The following is a 20,256-nucleotide window of genomic DNA, read 5'->3' on the forward strand; positions in this document are numbered from 1 at the left end:
ACTTCTTCTGACAAAATACGCATCTCTAAGTCTTGTTTTGACCTTAAGGTACTATATGTTTTCTAAGGAAATTGAATGACTCTTAGCAATATCGGTTTGGCACTATTGGCAGGCGGCTATGCCGCTTTCTTGATTTATGACGAACTTGTTCAGCATTACCGCTTCGGTAAAACATTGGTCGCGATGCGTTTAAAACGCCGTGCCGCCGATGCCGTTTTTTTATGCCTAATCGTGGCGGCGGGTTTGTATTATGAATTCACGCAAGGCAATTCCGTTTTCAATCGCATCGCCTTAGTACTGTTAATGGGCTTGATTCTGTATCATGGACTGCGCTATCCCAAATGGCGTTTGAAAGCCAAGGGCTTTACTTTCGGCGGACGTTATTGGACGTATGCCGCTATCAAAAGTATGCAGCTTTCGGAAGACGGCGTATTGCTGCTGACATTAGTTTCGGGGCAGCAATTGTATTTGCCCGCCGCGCATCTGCGCGAGCTAGAGCGTGCCGCCGCATTTTTTGCTGGCGAAGAGGCATTGAATCATTTTTTGGCAGGGAAAAACTCATGATGTATTTACTTCACGGCAATGTGCAGCCCTATGCTTGGGGTGGCTATGATTATATTCCTCGGCTTTTGGGCAATCCGCCCGACCGACAGCCGGCGGCGGAATTATGGTTCGGCGATCATGCCCAAGCCCCTGCCGGCATTGAGATTAAGGGCGGCGTTCAGCCTTTGAATCAATGGTTGGAGGAGCATGCCGAAGACATATTGAGTCCGCAATCGATTGCGCGTTTCGGCAGACGTTTGCCTTTTCTGCTCAAAATTTTAGACGTGCGCCTGCCGCTGTCTATTCAGCTACACCCCGACAAACAGCAGGCGGAAGCGGGTTTTGCCCGCGAAAACGCGCAGGGCGTGGCGCACAATGCCGCCGAGCGCAATTATAAAGACGATAATCACAAGCCTGAAAATATGATTGCTTTGTCGGAATTCTGGCTTTTACACGGTTTTGCGGAAGAATCTTTGATTCTCGAGCGGATTAACAGCCGCCCTTCATTGGCATCGCTGGGACAATGGATTCGCGATAAGGGCGTGGCGCAGGCTTATCAGGAGATTATGCGGGCGGATCAAACGCAGTTAAGCGCTTGGCTGTCGCCGCTGTTGGCGCAAAGCGCGCCGCAGGAAGTCTCTGATAATCCCGATTATTGGCTGCATTATGCCGTACAGGCGATGGAGATTTCGCCGCAGAAACTGGATGCGGGCTTAATCAGTTTTTATCTTTTCAATATTGTGCGCATGAATGTCGGCGAAGGCATTTTTCAGCGTGCGCGTTTGCCGCATGCTTATTTGCGCGGACAGAATGTCGAGCTGATGGCTGCATCGGATAATGTTTTGCGCGCAGGCTTAACACCCAAGCATGTGGATATTCCCGAGTTACTGCGGATTGTAGATACCGCCGCCGTTAAGCCGGAGATTATTGCGCCGCCTGCCGAGGGCAGCAAGGTTTGGCATCGCTATCCTGCGCCGGTGGCGGATTATTGTTTTTACAGCGTACATTTGGCGGCAGGCGATGAGATAAGTCTGAACTGTCCGCAAGCCGGCATTGTACTGCCGGTGCAGGGCAGGGTGTGTGTGTCGGCACAAGGGCAAGAGATGGAATTGTCTCATGCCAAAGCCGCTTTAATCGGCTTTGGACACCGTCTTGTGTTGCGAGCGCATACAGAGAGTGATGTGATTTTCGCCAGCAGCGACATCGCTTAAAGCTAGGCGAGTAAAAAGATTTCTGACCGCCTGAGTTTTAGTTGTGATGCCTTAGTGCGGACTTTGGGGATATGCCATCACATAAGCCCCTGCCATAAAGACCGCGCCGCCGATGACATTGCCGATATATACGGCAATCATATTGGCTATAAATTCTCCCCAAGAAATCGCCGCACCGCCCCAAATGGCGGCAGGAATAACAAACATATTGGCGACGACGTGCTGAAAGCCGATTAGCACAAAAATCATCACGGGAAACCAAATGCCTAAAATTTTGCCCGAAAAGCTGGACGCGCCATAACACAGCCACACACCCATGCAGACCATCCAGTTGCAGCCGATGCCGGAAACGAGAGCGCGGAAAAAATCGGCATCGACTTTGCTTTGCGCCACCGCTGCGGTTTTTTCCCAGACGCTGCCTTCGGTGAGTCCCAAATAATGTCCGAAAAACCAAGCAACCGCCATGGCGCCGAGCAAATTCATAGCGCTGACGATGCCCCAATTGCGGCATAGGGCGGCAAGGCTGATGCGGCGTGTAAACCATGCCGCAGGCAGCGCCATCATATTGCCTGTAATCAATTCGCCGCCGCCGAGCAAGACGCAGATTAGGCCGATAGGGAAGACGCTGGCGCCCATGAATACGGAAAATCCCTCCCAGTCATGCGGCATAGTGCCGACAAGGCGGATATAGGCGAGATAACCTAGAGCGATAAAGGCGCCGCCTAAAAATCCTAAAACAATCATCGGAATAGTATCTAAACGCGCCTTGGCAACGCCTTTGTCAATCGTGGCTTGCAGAATGTGTGCAGGGTATAAATCGCTCATCTGATGTCCTGTGTAAAAATCGGTATATTCTACTTTATTTTTTATAATTGTCAGTAGTAATCAAAAGGTTTTTATACAGAACAGCAGCAGCGTGCTGCTGATGAGATTAACTGAAAATTGAGTATCCGCATTTATAGTCGCAGAAGTGAAAAAGTAGCATAAAACGGCGAGCCGCAAATATAGTCGGAGAAGTGAAAAAGTAGTACAAGGCGGCGAGCCGCAGACAGTACAGATAGTACGGCAAGGCGAGCCAACGCCGTAATACTTTTTCAATTCTTCGACTATAGTACAAGAGTGCGGCAAGGCGAACCAAGACCGTAATATTTTTTCAATTCTCAACTATAGTGCGATTTCTTACTGTCATGGGGAATATGGCGGTAAGAAATCGAGGCGGCATATTGCTGAGTAAGAGAAAATTTGTCGCATGATTTGTATAGTTGATTCATGACAAATACAAACATTATATTTTTAACCTTAGGTCGGATTCTTGAATCCGAAAAATTTATATTTTAAGTAATGTCGGATACAAGTATCCGATCTACTCGATTGAAAAATGATTAATTTTTCCATGAATTGACTATAAAACGGGTTCTTAGAGATGGAGCGTTTCGGAAGGTTGTTCATAACGCCGCCATGCTTCAATAATCGCTTTGACAAGCGTCGCCAAGGGAATGGCAAAGAAAATGCCCCAAAATCCCCATAAGCCGCCGAAGATTAAAATCGCGATAATCAAGCCGACAGGATGAATGCTGACCGCTTCCGAGAAAATAATCGGCACAATCACATTGCCGTCCAGAATTTGGATGATGACGTAAATCGTAGTAATCCACCAAAAATTAGAGTCGAAACCGAATTGCATATAGGCGACAATCAGCACGGGCACGGTAACCACCGTCGCCCCCACATAGGGAATCAGCACCGATAAGCCGACCATCAAACCGAGGAGCAGGGAATATTGCAGCCCGAAAATACTGAAAGAAACGAAGCACATCGCCCAAATAACTAAGATTTCGATAAATTTGCCGCGAATATAGTTGCCGATTTGTACATCGACTTCAGACCAAATATCGGTGATGATTTGTTTATTTTCAGGTAAAAATCTGTCGAGCCATTGCAGAATCTGCACTTTGTCTTTGAGCATAAAGAAAACTAAGATAGGAATTAAGATGGCATAGACGACCAAACTGAATGCCGACATGATGGAAGCGACGAATTGTCCCGAAAAAAAACTGCGACTGAAATCGCTGACCATTAAGTTAATCGATTGAATGAGTTGATTAATATTTTCTTGACTGATAAATTGGGGAAAACGCTCCGGTAGCACTTGCAAATGCGCATTGGTATAAGCCAAATAGGTAGGCAGATTGGCAATCAGTCCTTTGCTTTGCGCAATCAGGGTCGGCACGGCGGCTAAAAGAATAAATACAATCAAAGCGGAAAAACTGAGAAAAACGATGCACACGGCAAAAAAACGGCGTACGCCGATTTTCTGCAATTTTTTCACTACGCCTTCCAGTAAATAGGCGATGATGACGGAGATAATCACCGGCAGCATCCATTGCCCGACAAAATAAAATCCCAGCCAAAGCGTCAGCCCGAAAAAGATGAGGGCGACGAGAGAGGGATTATTTAAAATACGCTCAATGGGGCGCAAAATGAGTAATTTCATATCAACGATTGCCTATGAGTAAATATAAGGAAAGCACAGTATGAAACTGTGCTTTCCCGATAAAGATTGAATATTGTTTATTTGATAGCCGCGGGCGTTTGCACAGGCGGTGGTAACAATTCCCCTGCCAAGGCTTCTTGCTCCAATAATCCGCTCACGCCTTGGCGATAGGCGGCAAGGGCGGCTTCGGGCTGTTGGCGCGCTTCTAAAATCCGTCCCCATAATGCGAAGGCTTCCGCGCTAGGCTGCAGTTTGAGCGAGCTTTCCACATATTGAGCGGCTTTGTTCAAATCTTCCGCGCGGTAAGCCACTAGGGCGAGGCAGTAAAGATAGACGGCATTGTCGGGGAAATGCGCTTGCAGATTTTCCAGATTTTTTAATGCTTTGGCAAAATTGATGCCGCGCAATTGGCTGTAGGCTTGCAGCAAATCCAAGTCTTGATGTTGCTTGAGTTCGGCAGCCAATAATTTTTCCGCCTGTTCGGCATGGCCGTTTTCTACCAATGAATTGGCGTATTGCAGCAGCATGCCTTTGTCGGCACGGATATCGGCAGGGAGATTTTTCCAAGCGGTTTGCAATTGCTCGAAAGTCTCCACCGCGCTGGTGTCTTGCAACATGCCGCGCGCATAGAGTTTGCGGCGTTCACGGTAGTTTGCTTCGCTGATATGATTGCGCAGTCCGCTGAGGTTTTGCCATGCCAAAGCCCATTGCTCGGAATGTACGTAGGCACTGTCTAATAGGTTGATAATCTTAGGATTGCGTGGGTCTTTATTCTGCAATTGCTGCAAGCTTTTGATAGCGGCGGCATATTCGCCGTTCGCTACTTGGCTTTCCGCTTCGTTTAGGCGAGCCAAGAGGTTTTCCTTATTATTGGCATATTCGCGTGCTAAGAGGAAATATTGGTCGCGCCGCTCATTGGCTTGCTGATAATCCGCCGCGCTCGCCGCGTATTCGTAATATAAAACGGGCGATTGACCGATTTGGGCGGCTAATTGTCCGCCTTTAACCAGTTTTTTCTCGGCTTGACGGTAATTGCCGAGGCTTAAGGCGCTCAGCCCTTGCTGCAAGAGACGGTGGGCTTTGGATTCTTTGCGCGCTTGACTGCTGCGGCTAAAGATTTTCGGCGAACGCCAGACAAACCATAGGACTTTAAATATCAAAAACAGCAGCATCGCCGCTAATAGCGAGATGAGTATCCATGCCAGAAACGGGGTTTGGAAATAGCTGTTGTTCAGGTCGTTATAAAAGCGCACATAGAGCGGCAAGGTTTGCACCTGATAACCGATAAAGGCGCAGATGCCTAAAATACATAGAACGATTAGGGTACGAATCATCGTAATCTCCTTATTGTTGGGCGGTTTGCTTGACGGCGGCAATCAAGGCGGCAATATCGGGCGCCGGCACGCTGTTTTGCTCGGCAAGGGCTTTAAGCTGTTGCAGGGCGTCAGCCACGACCGCATCTTCGGTATTGAAATATTGCTCGATGCGCGGCACTAATTGCTCGATATTGCGGCGATAGGCGTCGCCGTGGCGCAATTGCAAAGCATTGCGAGCAAATGCCAAATCAAGGCGGACGTTTTCGCGGATGAGGGTCTGCAGGTCTTTGTGCGCGTCAATCCATGTTAAGCCCGCTTCGTCGTTATGCACGACTTTAAAGGTGCGATTTAAGATTTTCTGACCGATATTGCCGGCGGTCTCGGCGACGGTTTCGCCTTGGATCGGAGCTTCGGCAATCGCTTGCTGAGCGGCGGCAGGATTTTTAAACGGCCAGTCCGGAATGCTTTGAATAACGCGGTCGATGCGCGCGGTAATGGTAAAGCCGTCGGCGCGTCCTGCGATTTCGCCGCGCAATTGTCCAATGCGGGTTTTATAATCAGCGAAAGCGGAGCTGTCTAAGCCGAAGTCGGCAAAGCTGTTTTCCGCTTGGGCAAGGTATTTGTCCGCCACCGTGTAGTCGCCGTTTTGTACGGCAATGTCGGCAAGGGTAAGCGCGCTAATCAGCGGTTGCGGATTAGGGCGGCTGTCGGCGATGATTTTCAGATCCGCCACCAGTTTGTCGGCTTGCTGACTGAGGCTTTGCTGAATTTGCTCGCTGCGCAGGCTGAGATTGTTCAGGGCTTCTTGCGCTTGGGCATTGCTTTGGTTAATCGCTTGAATGGTTTGGGTGAAATCAATCGGGGTGTCGCTATGGCTGTTGAGCAGGGCTTGATCAATCAGACTTTGTACGTCTTCGATTTTTATGCTTTGCGGCATGGCGGCGGCGATTTGCGTGTCAATCCGCGCTTGGATTTCTTCCGCATTCGGCAGCTGCGGCTGCGATTTGGCGTAATCTTGCAAAGCGGCGGCAACTAATTGGCTGACTTGCGATTTATCCAAGCCTTGTGCGGCATTGGCAACATGTTGTTGCAGGGCGGCAAGGGTTTTTTCCGCTTCAACGACGCGTTTTTCAGCCGCCAATGCGCCTTTTTCCGCCGCTTCCGCCGTACTTTGTAGGGGAGCTTGCTGCAGGAAGGCGTAAGTGCCTGTGCCTAAACCGCCCAAGCCGCAGAGCAGGGCGAGGATTGCCAAGCCGTTGCCGCTTTTTTTCTCGGCAGTTGCACGAGGCGGTGGCGGCGGAGTTTTATTGCCTTGGGCGGGCGGAGGGGTTTTATTGCCTTGAGCAGGTGGAGGCGTTGCTGCGCTCGGTTTTGGCGCTGCTTTTTCTTCTATTTTACTTGCAGCAGGGCTAGGATTGGTTTTGCCGTCTTTAGGCGCGGCTTCTGCGCTAGGGACTTTGTTTTCTGCTTTATTGTCGGGGGCAGGAGCGGCAGGCTTTTCAGTCGCTTTGGGCGGCTGATTGTTTGGGTTTGGCGTTTTAGGTTGTGGAGGGGTTTTCTCACTCATGTTCAGTACTCCTTAATTGTTTGCCACCATTGGCAAAGTTGCTGAATTTGGGCGTTTTCGTCGGCTTGCGCGGCGGCGAAAACCTGTTGAAATCCTGCGCCTTGTGCTGCTTGCCCGATGCGCGGGCTTAATGCAATCACGGCTGTGCGCGATTGTAGCAGATTCAGCGTGGCTTGAGCGGTAATTTCTATTAAGTGATTGAGGGCAGCTTGGCTGGAGAGAATCAGCGCCTGCGGTATGGAAAGGTCGGCGCACCAATGCGGACTGGGATTGTAGCGTTCATAAACGAAAGCGAATCGGGCGCGGTTGTGCCGATTGAGTTGTTCATGCAAGAGTTGCCGTCCGCCTCGGGCGGCAATGATGGCGATGTTTTGCTCTTGCGGCTGAAAGATACTTAACAGGCTTTCGCTGTTAAACGGCGGCGGTGCGGCGAGATGCAGCGCTTGTTGTTTGGCTTCGACGGCGGCGGCGGTGGCGGGTCCGATGGCGACATTGCGCTGCGTCCGCCATAGTTCTCGGGGAAAATGTTCGACGGCGGCGGCGCTGGTAAATATCAGCATATCCGCTTGGCGGCAGTAATCGGCGCTATCGGCATCAAGAGCGATGCGGCGCGTATCCACCAGCGGCAGATGCTCGGCAATGCCGCCTAATGCGTGGATTTTGGCGGCAAATGCAGGGAAATGGGCGGCGGCACGGGTATAAAGAACGGTGCAGTCTTCAAGCAGGCGCATTTAGTGGGCGAGGCTGTCTAAAATGGCTTGCGCGCCTTGTGCCAGCAGACTGTCAGCGGCGCGTTTGCCCAAATCCTGCGCTTGGGCAATCGGGGCGCGGTCGCTGAAAGCGAGCATTTGGCTGCCGTCCGGATAGCCGACTCTGGCATCAAGCTGAATCTCTTGTCCGCATAGTTGAGCAAAGGCGGCAAGCGGTACTTGGCAAGAGCCTTGCAATATTTCGTTGATGATGCGTTCGGTGCGCACGCATAGGGCGGTTTGCTCGTCGTTTAAGGCTTGCAGATAGGGCAGGAGCGGCGAGTCGAGCGGACATTCTATGCCGATGGCGCCTTGCCCGATTGCCGGCAGCGACAGGGAAAAAGGCAGGGGATTGCGGATGCGTTCGGCAAGTCCTAAGCGTTTGAGTCCGGCGCTGGCGAGGATAATGGCGTCAAATTGTCCTGCATCGAGTTTGGCAAGGCGGGTTTGCACATTGCCGCGCAGGTCTTGCAGTTGTAAATCGGGGCGGTAGCGGGCGATTTGCATGCGTCGGCGTAGGGAGCAGGTGCCGATGACGGCGCCTTGCGGTAGCTCTTCCAAACACGCGTATTGATTGCTGACAAAGGCGTCGCTGGGGTCTTCACGCGGCAGAATCGCCGCCAAGCCAAAGCCTTGCGGAAAAAATGCGCCCACGTCTTTCATCGAATGCACCGCCAAATCCGCTCTGTCTTCCTGCATGGCGATTTCCAATTCTTTTATGAATAAGCCTTTGCCGCCGATTTTTGCCAGCGGTGTGTCGAGAATTTTGTCGCCCTGCGTCGTCATCGGCACCAGTTCTACCTTGGTTTGCGGATAGCGTTGGCTTAAAAGGGCGGCGACGTGTTCGGTCTGCCACAGGGCTAATTTGCTTTGGCGGGTGGCGATGCGGATAGACAACGGTGCAGACATAAAAAAACTCGGTTACAATTCCTGCCTTTTAGCATAGCGGCTTGACTGCTATTGGGCAAGATAGAGAGATAAAATGAGTCAGAAAGAAGCAACTAACAGCGCATGGGGCGGACGTTTCCAAGAAAGCACCGATGCTTTTGTGGCGGAATTTACCGCCTCCGTGAATTTTGACCGCCGCATGGCGACAGAGGATATTGCCGGTTCCTTAGCGCATGCGCAAATGCTGGTGGAAGCAGGGATTTTATCCGCCGCAGACGGCGAAGCCATCCGCACAGGTTTGGCGCAGGTGCAGGCGGAGATTGATGCCGGCGAGTTCGTATGGTCGGTGGCTTTGGAAGATGTGCATATGAACATTGAAAAGCGCCTGACCGATTTAATCGGCGATGCCGGCAAACGTTTACATACGGGGCGTTCGCGTAATGATCAAGTGGCGACCGATATCCGCCTCTATACGCGTGCGGCGATTGATCGGATTACGGCAGAAATCGAGCGTCTGCAACAAGGCATAGTGACGGTTGCCGAACGCGAAGCCGATACCATCATGCCGGGTTTTACCCATTTGCAGACCGCGCAGCCGATTACTTTCGGGCATCATCTCTTGGCATGGTATGAAATGCTGTGCCGCGATAAGGGGCGTTTTCAGGATTGCCGCCGCCGTTTGAACGTATCGCCTTTGGGGGCGGCAGCTTTGGCGGGCACGACTTATCCGATTGTGCGCGAGCGCAGCGCGCAATTATTAGGCTTTGACGGCGTTTGCCAAAATTCCTTAGATGCGGTCAGCGACCGCGATTTCGCGATTGAATTCTGCGCCGCCTCCGCTACCTTGCTCATGCATTTATCGCGCTTTGCCGAAGAATTGATTTTGTGGAACAGCGCGGCGTTTCGCTTTGTGGATTTGCCCGATCGCTTCTGCACCGGCTCTTCCATCATGCCGCAGAAAAAAAATCCCGACGCGCCGGAATTGGTGCGCGGCAAAACAGGGCGTGTTTACGGGCATTTAACCGCTTTGCTGACCCTGATGAAAAGTCAGCCGTTGGCGTATAACAAAGACAATCAGGAAGATAAAGAGCCTTTATTTGACACGGTGGACACCGTGCTCGGCTGCCTGCGCGCCTTTGCCGATATGCTGCCGCACCTTCAAGCCCAGCGCGACAATATGCTTGCCGCCGCTAAACAGGGCTTTTCTACCGCCACCGATTTGGCGGATTATCTGGTACGCAAAGGCTTGGCATTTCGCGATGCGCATGAAGTGGTGGGCAAAGCGGTGGCATTGGCGATTGACAAAGGCTGCGATTTGCCGGAATTGCCGCTGGCGGATTTGCAAGGCTTAAGCCCCTTAATCGGCGAGGACGTCTATGCCGTTTTAACGGTGCAAGGCTCGGTAAATGCGCGCAACCACATCGGCGGCACCGCGCCCGCACAAGTAAAAGCCAGAATAGCGGCAATCAAAGCCCTTTCTTAGCTTGCGGTAATGATAGAATATTGCAAATAGCAGTAGAGTAAGATTTCTTTAAACAAACTGGAGTGAATGTATGAAAACAACTTATAAAATCATCGGATTGCTGGCGCTTTCTGTAAGCTTGAGCGCTTGCGTGTCAAACAATAATAATCCTGATATGGTGCGCAATGCCGGCTTAGGCGCAGCGGCGGGCGGTTTATTAGGTCAGGCCATCGGCAGAAATACCGAAGCCACTGCAGCAGGCGCGGTTATCGGCGGTATTATCGGCTCGCAAGTCAATACCGGCAGCAACCAATACCAAAACAATGGCTACTACAATAACGGCTATCCAAATAATCAGCAAAGCTATCCTGTGAATAATCAATATAATAACGGCTATCACAATAACGGTTATTATAACTACGGCTACTAATGCCGCTTATTCTCGGCAAACAGCGCTGCGGCGCTGTTTTTTTATGCATCTCTAGGCAGGCGGAAAAAAGTCTTGGCATTGGCGGTTGTTATCGCCGCTAAAGCACCGATATCTTCTTGACGGCATTCGGCTAAAACGCGCAGCACCTCCGGCAGATATTGCGGCTCATTGAGGCGCGGCGTCGGTTGCAGAGTCTTGGGCGTGAGATAGGGCGCATCGCTTTCAATCATCAGGCGGTCGGCAGGAATATATTTGGCGATATCGCGCAATGTTTTGCCGCGTTCAGGATCGGCAATCCAGCCGGTAATACCGATATAAAGCCCTGCTTCGACAGCCCATTCCAATTGCTCGCCCGTGCCCGTAAAGCAATGCCAGACGCCGCCGCTGATATGCGGCAGATACTCGCTCAAAATGGCGCGGAAATCGGCAAAGGCTTGGCGTTCGTGCAGAAACACGGGTTTTTGCACCTGCGCCGCAATCGCCAATTGGTCGGCAAAACAACGCTGCTGATTGGCGATACCGGCTAAATGGCGGAAATAATCCAAGCCCATTTCCCCCACCGCAACCACGCGCGCCTCTTTGGCGGCGGCAATATGCAAAGTGCGGTGGCTGTGCGGCTGCCATTGATCGGCATGATGCGGATGAAAACCGATAGTGCTGTATAAATCATGATACTCATTGGCAAGAGCGAGCGAGCTTTCATTGCTCTGCGTATCCGTGCCGGTAAGAATTTGCGCGATGACGCCGGCGGTTCTGGCGCTTTCCAGCACTTGCGGCAGATGTTTCATCAGGCGCGGGCTGCTGAGATTGCAGCCGATGTCGATTATTGCATGCATTGTTTTTCCTTAAATAAGGTCGGGCATTATAGTCTGAGCGCCTCGCGCTTCAAACAGGATACATCGGTGCCTCTTGAAATATGCAAAGCGAAAGCCGCCGCTAACATGGCGCAGCTACCGCGCTTGCGCTAAAATAGCCGCTTTTATGATGATTTAGGAAGGAAGATGACTCAGCGGCGGATTTTAGTAACCAGCGCATTACCTTATGCCAACGGCCCGATTCATTTGGGGCATATGGTGGAATATATTCAAACCGATATTTGGGTGCGTTTTCAGCAGTTGCGCGGTCATGAATGCCATTATGTATGCGCCGATGATGCCCACGGTACGCCGATTATGTTGCGTGCGGAAAAAGAGGGGATTAGTGCGCAGGCATTGATTGATAAGGTCAAGGCGGAACATCATCGCGATTTCGCAGGCTTTTTAGTCAATCATCATCAGTTTCACAGTACGCATAGCGAGGAGAATCGCGAGATTACTTCGGCGATTTATCAAGCTTTGCAGACTAAGGGGCATATTCTGCGTAAGACGATTTTGCAGGCTTATGATCCTGAAAAAGAGCTCTTTTTGCCCGATCGTTTCGTGAAAGGGGAATGTCCTAAATGTCATGCCAAAGATCAATACGGCGATAATTGCGAGGTCTGCGGTACAACGTATTCGCCGCTGGAATTGATTGCGCCTTATTCGGTTTTGTCGGGAGCCGCGCCGATTGAGAAGGAAAGCGAGCATTATTTCTTTGATTTGCCGCAGTTTGAGGGCTTTTTGCAAGATTGGCTGAAGGATGCGCATTTGCAGGAGAGTATGCGCAATAAGCTCAAGGAGTGGTTTGTCGAAGGTTTGCAGCCTTGGGATATTTCCCGCGATGCGCCTTATTGGGGCTTTGAAATTCCCGATGCGCCGAATAAATATTTCTATGTGTGGTTGGATGCGCCGGTGGGCTATATGGCGAGTTTCAAGGCTTTGTGCGCAAGAGAAGGGATTGATTTCGATGATTTTTGGCGCGAGGGTAAGGATACGGAGCTGTATCATTTCATCGGCAAAGATATTGCGTATTTCCATATGTTGTTTTGGCCGGCGGTTTTGCACGGCGCAGGTTATCGCACGCCGACCGGCGTGAATTGCCACGGTTTTTTGACGGTGGACGGCAAGAAGATGAGCAAATCACGCGGTACGTTTATCAAGGCGGAGACTTATCTCAAGCATTTGCGCCCTGAATATCTGCGCTATTATTTTGCGACTAAACTGACTTCACGCGTGGAAGATTTGGATCTGAATTTGCAGGATTTTCAGCAAAAAATCAATAGCGATTTGGTGGGCAAATTGGTGAATTTGGCAAGCCGCTGCGCACCTTTCTTGCAAGGTGCGGCGGATAACCGCTTAAGCGAGACTTTAGACGATGCGGATTTATTTCGGCAATTTGCCGCTAAGGCGGAGGAGTTGGCGGATTTGTACGAAACACGCGAGTTCGGGCAGGCGGTGCGCGAAATCATGACTTTGGCGGACGCTGCGAATGCCTATATCGATGCGCAAAAACCCTGGGTGTTGGCAAAATCGCCTGAGCATGCGGCACAGGTGCAGGCGATTGCTACCGTCGGTTTGAATGCTTTTTATCAGCTGATGATTTATTTGCAGCCGATTCTGCCGCAGGTGGCGGAAGATGCGCGCGCGTTCTTGCAGGTGCCTGCCTTGACGTGGCAGGCGGCGCAGCAGCCTTTGCTGGGACGGCAGATTGCCGCTTTTAAGCCGCTGATGCAGCGAATTGAACAAAAATCGATTGAGGCGATTGTGGAAGATACGAAACAGGATTTATTGAAAGAGCAGCAGTTGGGGCAGGAGAATGCGTTTATCGCTTCGCCGAAAGCGGAAATCGGTATTGAAGATTTTAATAAATTGGATATCCGTTTGGCGCGCGTTGTGAGTTGTACGGCGGTGGAGGGTTCGGACAAATTGCTGCAATTTACGCTCGATGTGGGCGAATTGGGGCAGCGCAATGTCTTTTCCGGAATTAAGCAGTTCCATCAGCCTGAAGAATTGGTCGGGCAATTGGTGGTCTTTTTAGCCAATCTCAAGCCGCGCAAAATGCGTTTCGGCATGAGCGAGGGGATGATTTTATCGGCAAGCGATGATAAGACTTTGCAGGTTTTGCTTGCCGGCGGTCGTGCAGTCGAAGGTATGAAAATTAGCTGAGGTCAGAATGGATAATCAAATGAAATTTTTAGAAAGTCATGTCAGTTTTAAGGGTGAGCAGAGACTGTATCGTTATTATTCCAATGTCTTGGAACGCCAATTGGATTTGCAGATTTATGTGCCGGTAGCGCAGCTGAAAGAGAAATCTTGCGTGGTGCTGTATTATTTGCCGAGTTTAAGCAGCGATGCGGAATTATTGGCTTCGCAAAGCGATTATCAACGTTATGCCAATCGCTATGATTTAATGGTAGTGATTCCGGATATTTTTTCTGCTTATCGCGGCAATCGCCAACAAAAATTGATGCAATATTGGGCTGAGCGCGAGAAAATCGCTCAGTTTATTATTGAAGAATTGCCTGCGCTGATGGCGGAACATTTCTATATTTACGATGTGCAGGGCGGCATGGGCTATGATTTCGGCGGTACGGTGATGCTGAATCTGGGTTTGGCTTATCCTGAACATTTTCGCGGTGTGTCGGCTTTGGCGCCGTGGATCGGATTTTGGGGAACGGATTGGGGCAAGGCAAATGTCGAGGCTTTGGGCATTGATGCTTCTATCGATCCGGCAATGGCTTTTGTGCAAGGAGATGCGGCGGAAAACTGTCCGCCGATTTGGATTGACCAAGGCACGGAAGATCCTTATTTAGGCGCGCAAATTCAGCCGGATAGAATTCAGCAGGCTTTCGGCGATCATAAAAATAGCGAGAATTTATGGTATCGCTTCCATAAAAAATATGATCATTCTTTCTATTTTGTGCATTCGCAGATTCGCCAACATTTTGTTTTTCATTCTGTGTTTGAACATATTGATTAAACATAACTATTTTTCTCAGCTGACTCTTGAGCAGCAAATGCAGGTGCAGGCATTGGCTGTCGAGGCGCAAGTGTATTCGCCGCAGGCAGCTGATGCTCTTGCCGCTATATGGGAAGATGGCATACTGCTTGCATTTGCTTGTTGGCGCAGCGTGCTTGATGAGGCGGAATTGCTAGCGATTGCCGTTGCACCGATATGTCGTGGAAAAGGATTGGGTAAGCGTTTGTTATCTCAATTGATTGCTTTGTGGCAAGCGCAAGCGCTTAAAATCATATTTTTAGAAGTGCGTGAGCATAATCTTATCGCACAATCTGTGTATAAACATTGTGGATTCAGAGAGATAGGGCGGCGGCACGCTTATTATCCGCCTCTGCGCAATGAAATTGAGAGAGAAGATGCCGTGCTGATGCAAAAGGAGTGTTGAGATGAAATCATTTGGCTTTGAAGATGCTGCGCCCGTATTGTCGTGGCTGCAAAAAAATACGCCCTTAGTAAATTGCTTGACCAATAATGTGTCAAAAAATTTCGTGGCAAATGCTTTATTGGCAGTCGGCGCTTCGCCCTCAATGGTGGAAGCTTCTGCAGAAATTAGTGCTTTTACTTTGGTAGCGGATGCCACGGTGGTCAATGTGGGTTCTTTAGTCGATTATCGTTTGCGCGGCATTTCCATGGCAGTGCAAACAGCGCATGAAAACGGCAAACCTTGGATATTAGATCCGGCGGCAGTCAGCGAGAGTTTATTCTATCGTAGTTCTTTTGCTCGCGAGCTGCTGCGTTATTATCCTGCGATTATCCGCGGCAATGCGGCGGAAATTATGTTTTTAGCAGGAGAAAAAAGCAGCAGCCGCGGTGCAGACAGTCTCAGCTCCTCAGACGAAGCTTTGCGTGCCGCCAAATTACTAGCCGGCGACCAAAATTGTGTGGTGGTTGTCAGCGGTAAAAAAGACTATGTTACCAATGGCAAAGAAACCTTTTGCATTATGGGCGGCGATCCGAAAATGGCAAGAGTTACCGGTACCGGCTGCGCCTTATCCGCGATTATGGGGGCTACCGCTTGTGCGCAATATGATTTTTTAAGAGCGGCGGCAGCCGCCTGCGTGGTAATGAAACACGCAGGAGAATACGCCGCCCTGAATAGCAGAGGTTTGGGCTCATTTGCCAGCGCCCTGCTAGACGGTTTAACGATCGATAAATTATCCTAACATGCAAAAAACATTAGATTTATCTTTATATTTAGTACTTGATGCCCAAAGCTGCGGCAATCAAGAGCGTTTACTGCAAGTGGCGACACAGGCATTGGCGGTGGGCGTGAGTATCTTGCAATTGCGCAGTCATCATCCCGAATGGACAAAGCGCATTTGGCTGGATACGGCGCGGCAAGTGAAAGAGTTATGCGCGCAATATGACGTGCCTTTTATAGTCAATAATGAAATCGATATTGCCTTGGCGGTAGATGCTGATGGTCTGCATATCGGGCAAGACGATTTGCCGCCCGAGATTGCCAGACAACTGCTGGGCGAACATAAAATTCTCGGTTTATCCACGCATAATGCCGCGCAAGCACAGGCGGCGGATACGCGTATTGTAGATTATATCGGCATGGGACCTGTGTATAGCACGCAATCCAAAGCCGTTCCGGATCCGGTATTGGGATTGGCGGGACTGCGCGAGATTATCGCTGTGAAAAATCTGCCCGGTGTTGCTATCGGCGGCATCGATTCTAGCAATGTCGCACAAGTGCGAGCCTGCGGCGGCGAAGGCATTGCCGTGATTTCGGCAATTTGCCGCGCAGAGGATATTGCGCAAGCAGTCCATCAACTAAAACGCGGCGAATAAGCCGCTTTTTTCTTGTTTAGATTTAAGCTTGAAATCATAAACCACAGTAAGCTGTCGTTTGAAGTGAGGGGTGCATGAAAGATTACCGCTTAATGTTAAACAAACAGATGTAGTCGAAGAATTGAAAAAGTATTACGGTGTTGGCTCGCCTTGCCGTACTATCTGTATTGTCTACGGTTCGCCGCCTTATATTAATTTCCACTTATCCGACTATATATAGTCAATTCAGCTCAAATAAAGACACAGTTTTTATATGTTAGCCCGCACAATAGTAAAGCTTGATATTTTTTAGGTGTGCAACTTTGTTATGAATTGACTATAGTTTGTCAAGCAGTAGTTTTTCTCGCATGCGCTTGTCAATAGAGCGGCATTGAGGATAATTTGAGCAGTGAATGTCTTGGTGCAAAAATTCCTCAATGAGGGGAAAGGGACATTTTAGGTGCTAAAAAGTTTGAAAAACCTTATTCTGTAAGGCTTTTAGCGAGGTCAAAAGCTTTGAACACAAAAAATGCTTTTTCTGTGGCTCAAAACAGGTCAAAAAAGACGGCAGACAAAATCATCAGCAACGATACAAATGCCGGCAATGCGGTAAGCGTTTTAGCAGCAAAAAGCGTCTTAACCCTCAAGAGTTGTGGACACTTTATAGTAGCGGCAAACAAAGCATGCAAGAGCTCGCCCAACGTTTTTCCTGCAGCCGTAAAACCATTGCTAGATATCTCAAACAAGCCCAACTTAGAGAGCCTGAACAACGGCATTTTTCATCAGTCAATATCATCATGGATACTACCTACTTTGGACGTAAATTTGGTGTGATGGTGCTGTATGACAGCATCAGCCGACAAGCCTTATCGGTCAGCGAGGTTAAATCAGAAAGCAATGCATTGTATCGACAAGCCATACGAGAGCTATAGTCAAGGAAATCAAAAAGAGTTACAAATCCACAAGAAGTAAAAGAATAGTTTATCGATGCAATTTAATCGCCAATCCTTGCGTTTACGTTTAAGCCAAGCCCACATTTTCTCGATTGGGTTCAGATCCGGACTGTATGGCGGCAGCCATAAAATATGATGTCCCGCATCTGCAATAAGCTCTTGGGTATCCTGTCTTTTGTGAAAGCTGGCATTGTCCATAATAATGACGCTGTTTTCAGGCAATTGTGTTAACAGCAATTCTTCTACCCAACAATGAAATACATCACTATTAATACTGCAATCGTAAAGCCCTACCGCAAACAACTTGTTCTTATGTATTGCCCCAATAGCATTGCTTTGATTCTTGAGTTGCCAGTTGTACTTTCCTAAACAAGGACAGCCTTTGTGGGAATAGCCGTAAGCTCTGTTGTCATGAGATTTAAAGCCGCTTTCATCTAAGTAAATGAGGGTTCTGCCTTCAGCTTCAAATGCCGCTAACTGCTTAAGAAATAATAGGCGCTGTTGTTTGTCTGCTTTCGGATGAATTAAGGTCTTTTTTTTCGAGTAATGCCGACACGTTTTAATGCTATGGCAATAGCTCTGTCGCTACAGTTAAAGCGTCTTGCCCGTTCATAGCAATAGTCATCAGGATAAGCTTGGACGTCAGCCATTAAAGCTTCATTATCGATTTTTGCCGGTTTGCGTTCGTACTTCTTGCGTTCTATGCTTTTCTTCCAACGTTGAATAGTTGTTGCGCTGAGTCGATATTCTTCAACAAGCTTTCTGTAGCTATGACCTGATGCCAGCTTGTTCAATATCATTTGTCTGTAATCTTTTGAGTATGCCATAAGTTTTAGTGTAACTGTTTTTTGATTCCTTGACTATACAAGAAAAAGGAATACATATTCAGAGTATTATCTGCGATGGCAGAAGAGGATTAACCTCATTATTTCCCGATATTCCCATACAGCTTTGTCAATTCCACCAAGTCAAAACCATTAACCGTTATCTGACAAGAAAACCTCAAACAGCAGCGGCAGTAGATTTAAAACAACTTGCCTTAAGCCTAAAAAACAGCAGCAAAGCGGCATTTGAAGAGCATTTGAATAACTGGCATAAGCAGCATAAAGACTTTCTCAACGAACGTAGCTCAAATCCCGAAACAGGTAAATCACACTATAGGCACAAACGTTTAAGAAGTGCTTATAACAGTCTGAGGCGCAATCTGCATTGGCTTTTTACCTTTGAAGATTATCCGGAGTTAAACCTGCCAAAAACCACCAATTTGCTTGAAGGAAAATTTGGTGATCTGAAAAGACTTTTAGCTTGTCATTGCGGCATGGGAAAGGACAATAAGGTTAAGTTTATAAAAGATTATTTTGCTTAAAAAACGCTAGATAGCACCTATTTTGTCCCTTAGGGCTAAAGAACTCGAAAACAGCACCTAAAATGTCCCTTTGCTCAAATGAGCTGGAAACTCTATTGACTAATGCTGAGAAACTGGTTATTCTTGCGCAAAATCAGAATTCTTATCATTTGGTGTTTTATGATTGTTTGCGTTTGCTACCGTGTGAATGATGCTGAAATTCAAGCGGCGATTGATAATGGTGCGGATAGCCGTTTGGCTGTGGCGGCGGCAATACACGGTGCCGGAACAAAATGTGGACGCTGCGGCGATATGATTGACGATATGTTGGCGCAAGCGAAAACACGGCAGAAATTCTATAGTGACGCGGCAATGTATTATCCGCAGAGCGCGACGGCATAAAGTATAGTCTCTTATACTTCAAAATGAGATTATTCCAAGCGCTTCTCCTACAAAATGCGCATCTCTAAGTCTCATTTTGACCTCAAGGTATTTATAGAATGCAAAAGAAAAAAGCGATTGTAAAACAATCGCTTTTAATTTTTTGAGTGATTAGCCCGCAACAGCAGATTGCAGATAATTGGCTAAGCCGAGATCTTCAATTTGTCCTTGCTGTTCGTCTAGCCAATCAATATAGGCTTCCGTTGTTTTCAACTGCTCGCGCAATAGTTTGCGCGATACGTAGTCTTGCGATTTGCTCAATAGTTCGATAGCGGCAATTTGGGCTTCGTGTTGCGCCAGTGTTGCTTTAAGGTCGCAGCTGATAGCTTCTTGCACGTTTTCACCCAGTAGCAATTTGCCTAAATCTTGCAGGTTGGGCAGTCCTTCCAAGAAGAAAATGCGCTGAACCAGTTCGTCTGCATTTTTCATCGCAGTAATGGATTGCTTGTACATGCTTTTGCCGACCGCTTCATAGCCCCAATTTTTCAACATGCGTGCATGGAGAAAATATTGGTTGATGAGGGTAAGCTCATGGCGCAAGACAGTATTGAGCGCTTCGTTAATATGCTCTTCTGTTTTCATGACTATGTCGCCTTATTTTTGGCTTTGCAGATAGTTTTGTAAGCCCATGTCTTTGATTTGACGTAATTGTTTTTCAAGCCAATGGGCATGATCTTCTTCCGTGTCTTTTAATTGCAGCACTAATAAATCACGGGTAACGTAGTCATGCTCTTGCTCACATAGGGCGATGCCACGCTTGAGGTTGTCGCGCACGCGGTATTCCAATTCCAAATCGCTTTCCATCATAGATACGACATCTGTGCCGATTTTCAGAGGCTCGGGTTTCATATTCGGCGTGCCTTCAAGAAATAGGACGCGCTTAATCATGGATGTGGCATGTTCGGTTTCATGCTCCATTTCATGATGATTGGCTTCGTAGAGTTTGTCGTATCCCCAATCGGCATACATTTGTGCGTGGATGAAATATTGGTCGCGGGCGGCGAGTTCGCCGGCAATCATTTCATTTAAATAGTTAATAACTTTTTCATTGCCTTTCATGATTTTCTCCTAATTTACGAGGTCTTCAATTATAGTCAATAAAAAGTAAATGTAAATAGGTTTTTTAAATTTTATGATTGAATAAAAATATAAAAAGGAGTTGTTTTTATTTTGGAATTTAATTAGGAATCAATGGCTAGAAAGAA

At 48.5% G+C, this 20,256-nt stretch carries 22 protein-coding genes and 2 pseudogenes; 13 read left to right on the forward strand and 11 right to left on the reverse strand.

Annotated elements, in window-relative coordinates; all coding sequences use genetic code 11:
* Positions 1-75: 75 nt before the first annotated feature.
* Together DYC63_RS07700 and manA are read left to right on the forward strand one after the other, a co-directional pair.
* Entirely contained in the window at positions 76-564 is a 489-nt protein-coding gene (locus tag DYC63_RS07700; protein WP_115218685.1) for a DUF986 family protein, read from the forward strand.
* Entirely contained in the window at positions 561-1,754 is a 1,194-nt protein-coding gene (gene manA / locus DYC63_RS07705) for a mannose-6-phosphate isomerase, class I (protein WP_115218686.1), read from the forward strand. Before DYC63_RS07700 ends, manA begins: the two co-directional genes overlap by 4 nt.
* Positions 1,755-1,805: 51 nt before the next feature.
* Here the strand turns inward: manA and DYC63_RS07710 are convergent, their stop codons facing one another.
* Positions 1,806-2,579: a formate/nitrite transporter family protein gene (locus DYC63_RS07710; protein WP_115218687.1), complete on the reverse strand. Its 774-nt coding sequence runs from the start codon at positions 2,577-2,579 to the stop codon at positions 1,806-1,808.
* Between the two features lie 178 nt (positions 2,580-2,757).
* On the opposite strand from DYC63_RS07710, the pseudogene DYC63_RS13790 reads away from it, so the two are divergent.
* Positions 2,758-2,867, forward strand: a pseudogene (locus DYC63_RS13790) (IS30 family transposase); the annotation flags it as partial.
* A gap of 304 nt (positions 2,868-3,171) precedes the next feature.
* Here DYC63_RS13790 and DYC63_RS07720 read toward each other — a convergent pair.
* The 5 genes from DYC63_RS07720 to hemC all read right to left on the reverse strand — a co-directional run bounded on the left by DYC63_RS07720 (position 3,172) and on the right by hemC (position 8,789).
* Complete coding sequence (locus DYC63_RS07720) at positions 3,172-4,248, reverse strand: AI-2E family transporter (protein ID WP_115218689.1); 1,077 nt, start codon at positions 4,246-4,248, stop codon at positions 3,172-3,174.
* Positions 4,249-4,325: 77 nt separating this feature from the next.
* A complete protein-coding gene (locus DYC63_RS07725) occupies positions 4,326-5,582 on the reverse strand; it encodes a heme biosynthesis protein HemY (RefSeq protein ID WP_115218690.1) in 1,257 nt (418 codons plus the stop codon).
* Positions 5,583-5,592: 10 nt separating this feature from the next.
* Positions 5,593-7,131 carry a uroporphyrinogen-III C-methyltransferase gene (locus tag DYC63_RS07730; protein WP_115218691.1) on the reverse strand — a complete coding sequence of 513 codons (1,539 nt, stop codon included), beginning with the start codon at positions 7,129-7,131 and terminating at the stop codon, positions 5,593-5,595.
* Between the two features lie 2 nt (positions 7,132-7,133).
* Positions 7,134-7,862, reverse strand: coding sequence for a uroporphyrinogen-III synthase (locus DYC63_RS07735; protein ID WP_115218692.1), 729 nt, complete (start codon positions 7,860-7,862; stop codon positions 7,134-7,136).
* Complete coding sequence (gene hemC / locus DYC63_RS07740; protein ID WP_115218693.1) at positions 7,863-8,789, reverse strand: hydroxymethylbilane synthase; 927 nt, start codon at positions 8,787-8,789, stop codon at positions 7,863-7,865. It abuts the gene before it with no gap.
* A gap of 73 nt (positions 8,790-8,862) precedes the next feature.
* Between hemC and argH the strand changes: the two genes are divergently transcribed.
* Positions 8,863-10,251 (forward strand): argininosuccinate lyase, encoded by a 1,389-nt coding sequence (gene argH, locus DYC63_RS07745; protein ID WP_115218694.1) that lies wholly within the window; start codon positions 8,863-8,865, stop codon positions 10,249-10,251.
* A 70-nt stretch (positions 10,252-10,321) separates the two neighbouring features.
* Positions 10,322-10,660 (forward strand): glycine zipper 2TM domain-containing protein, encoded by a 339-nt coding sequence (locus DYC63_RS07750; RefSeq protein WP_115218695.1) that lies wholly within the window; start codon positions 10,322-10,324, stop codon positions 10,658-10,660.
* Between the two features lie 41 nt (positions 10,661-10,701).
* Here the strand turns inward: DYC63_RS07750 and DYC63_RS07755 are convergent, their stop codons facing one another.
* Positions 10,702-11,496, reverse strand: coding sequence for a TatD family hydrolase (locus DYC63_RS07755; RefSeq protein ID WP_115218696.1), 795 nt, complete (start codon positions 11,494-11,496; stop codon positions 10,702-10,704).
* A gap of 165 nt (positions 11,497-11,661) precedes the next feature.
* Here DYC63_RS07755 and metG point away from each other — a divergent pair, with 165 nt between their 5' ends.
* The 6 genes and pseudogenes from metG to DYC63_RS07785 form a co-directional block, all read left to right on the forward strand.
* The gene (gene metG / locus DYC63_RS07760) at positions 11,662-13,683 is read left to right on the forward strand and encodes a methionine--tRNA ligase (RefSeq protein WP_115218697.1); all 2,022 of its coding nucleotides are present in this window, start codon (positions 11,662-11,664) and stop codon (positions 13,681-13,683) included.
* 19 nt (positions 13,684-13,702) lie between these two features.
* The gene (locus DYC63_RS07765; protein ID WP_172459458.1) at positions 13,703-14,497 is read left to right on the forward strand and encodes an alpha/beta hydrolase; all 795 of its coding nucleotides are present in this window, start codon (positions 13,703-13,705) and stop codon (positions 14,495-14,497) included.
* Entirely contained in the window at positions 14,481-14,921 is a 441-nt protein-coding gene (gene rimI / locus DYC63_RS07770) for a ribosomal protein S18-alanine N-acetyltransferase (RefSeq protein ID WP_218564585.1), read from the forward strand. Before DYC63_RS07765 ends, rimI begins: the two co-directional genes overlap by 17 nt.
* Before the next feature lies 1 nt (position 14,922).
* Complete coding sequence (gene thiM / locus DYC63_RS07775; protein WP_115218700.1) at positions 14,923-15,699, forward strand: hydroxyethylthiazole kinase; 777 nt, start codon at positions 14,923-14,925, stop codon at positions 15,697-15,699.
* 1 nt (position 15,700) lies between these two features.
* Positions 15,701-16,333: a thiamine phosphate synthase gene (thiE, locus tag DYC63_RS07780; protein ID WP_115218701.1), complete on the forward strand. Its 633-nt coding sequence runs from the start codon at positions 15,701-15,703 to the stop codon at positions 16,331-16,333.
* A gap of 518 nt (positions 16,334-16,851) precedes the next feature.
* Positions 16,852-17,244, forward strand: a pseudogene (locus DYC63_RS07785) (transposase); the annotation flags it as partial.
* A 9-nt stretch (positions 17,245-17,253) separates the two neighbouring features.
* Here DYC63_RS07785 and DYC63_RS07790 read toward each other — a convergent pair.
* Complete coding sequence (locus tag DYC63_RS07790; protein ID WP_115217955.1) at positions 17,254-17,829, reverse strand: IS630 family transposase; 576 nt, start codon at positions 17,827-17,829, stop codon at positions 17,254-17,256.
* On the reverse strand, positions 17,790-18,092 hold the full coding sequence (locus DYC63_RS07795) for an IS630 transposase-related protein (RefSeq protein ID WP_112863885.1): 303 nt from the start codon (positions 18,090-18,092) through the stop codon (positions 17,790-17,792). The genes DYC63_RS07790 and DYC63_RS07795 overlap by 40 nt, the downstream gene beginning before the upstream one ends.
* A gap of 29 nt (positions 18,093-18,121) precedes the next feature.
* Here DYC63_RS07795 and DYC63_RS13185 point away from each other — a divergent pair, with 29 nt between their 5' ends.
* Positions 18,122-18,631, forward strand: coding sequence for an IS256 family transposase, variant Zn-binding type (locus DYC63_RS13185; RefSeq protein WP_245888080.1), 510 nt, complete (start codon positions 18,122-18,124; stop codon positions 18,629-18,631).
* Between the two features lie 159 nt (positions 18,632-18,790).
* On the forward strand, positions 18,791-19,012 hold the full coding sequence (locus tag DYC63_RS07805; RefSeq protein WP_172459460.1) for a (2Fe-2S)-binding protein: 222 nt from the start codon (positions 18,791-18,793) through the stop codon (positions 19,010-19,012).
* A gap of 150 nt (positions 19,013-19,162) precedes the next feature.
* On the opposite strand, the gene bfr (DYC63_RS07810) is transcribed toward DYC63_RS07805, so the two are convergent.
* Positions 19,163-19,633 carry a bacterioferritin gene (bfr, locus tag DYC63_RS07810; protein ID WP_115218705.1) on the reverse strand — a complete coding sequence of 157 codons (471 nt, stop codon included), beginning with the start codon at positions 19,631-19,633 and terminating at the stop codon, positions 19,163-19,165.
* Between the two features lie 12 nt (positions 19,634-19,645).
* Entirely contained in the window at positions 19,646-20,110 is a 465-nt protein-coding gene (gene bfr, locus DYC63_RS07815; RefSeq protein ID WP_115218706.1) for a bacterioferritin, read from the reverse strand.
* Positions 20,111-20,256 lie beyond the last annotated feature (146 nt).

Source organism: Suttonella indologenes (assembly GCF_900460215.1).
In the GTDB taxonomy this organism is placed as follows: Bacteria; Pseudomonadota; Gammaproteobacteria; order Cardiobacteriales; family Cardiobacteriaceae; genus Suttonella; species Suttonella indologenes.

Coding starts and splice junctions, on each gene's coding strand:
- DYC63_RS07710 (WP_115218687.1), bottom strand. CDS start 2,579: ATGAGCGATTTATACCCTGCACACATTCTGCAAGCCACGATTGACAAA.
- bfr (WP_115218705.1), bottom strand. CDS start 19,633: ATGAAAACAGAAGAGCATATTAACGAAGCGCTCAATACTGTCTTGCGC.
- DYC63_RS07750 (WP_115218695.1), top strand. CDS start 10,322: ATGAAAACAACTTATAAAATCATCGGATTGCTGGCGCTTTCTGTAAGC.
- argH (WP_115218694.1), top strand. CDS start 8,863: ATGAGTCAGAAAGAAGCAACTAACAGCGCATGGGGCGGACGTTTCCAA.
- DYC63_RS07765 (WP_172459458.1), top strand. CDS start 13,703: ATGAAATTTTTAGAAAGTCATGTCAGTTTTAAGGGTGAGCAGAGACTG.
- thiM (WP_115218700.1), top strand. CDS start 14,923: ATGAAATCATTTGGCTTTGAAGATGCTGCGCCCGTATTGTCGTGGCTG.
- thiE (WP_115218701.1), top strand. CDS start 15,701: ATGCAAAAAACATTAGATTTATCTTTATATTTAGTACTTGATGCCCAA.
- DYC63_RS07720 (WP_115218689.1), bottom strand. CDS start 4,248: ATGAAATTACTCATTTTGCGCCCCATTGAGCGTATTTTAAATAATCCC.
- DYC63_RS07725 (WP_115218690.1), bottom strand. CDS start 5,582: ATGATTCGTACCCTAATCGTTCTATGTATTTTAGGCATCTGCGCCTTT.
- DYC63_RS07755 (WP_115218696.1), bottom strand. CDS start 11,496: ATGCATGCAATAATCGACATCGGCTGCAATCTCAGCAGCCCGCGCCTG.
- DYC63_RS07730 (WP_115218691.1), bottom strand. CDS start 7,131: ATGAGTGAGAAAACCCCTCCACAACCTAAAACGCCAAACCCAAACAAT.
- bfr (WP_115218706.1), bottom strand. CDS start 20,110: ATGAAAGGCAATGAAAAAGTTATTAACTATTTAAATGAAATGATTGCC.
- DYC63_RS07805 (WP_172459460.1), top strand. CDS start 18,791: ATGATTGTTTGCGTTTGCTACCGTGTGAATGATGCTGAAATTCAAGCG.
- DYC63_RS07700 (WP_115218685.1), top strand. CDS start 76: ATGACTCTTAGCAATATCGGTTTGGCACTATTGGCAGGCGGCTATGCC.
- manA (WP_115218686.1), top strand. CDS start 561: ATGATGTATTTACTTCACGGCAATGTGCAGCCCTATGCTTGGGGTGGC.
- DYC63_RS07795 (WP_112863885.1), bottom strand. CDS start 18,092: ATGGCATACTCAAAAGATTACAGACAAATGATATTGAACAAGCTGGCA.
- hemC (WP_115218693.1), bottom strand. CDS start 8,789: ATGTCTGCACCGTTGTCTATCCGCATCGCCACCCGCCAAAGCAAATTA.
- metG (WP_115218697.1), top strand. CDS start 11,662: ATGACTCAGCGGCGGATTTTAGTAACCAGCGCATTACCTTATGCCAAC.
- DYC63_RS07735 (WP_115218692.1), bottom strand. CDS start 7,862: ATGCGCCTGCTTGAAGACTGCACCGTTCTTTATACCCGTGCCGCCGCC.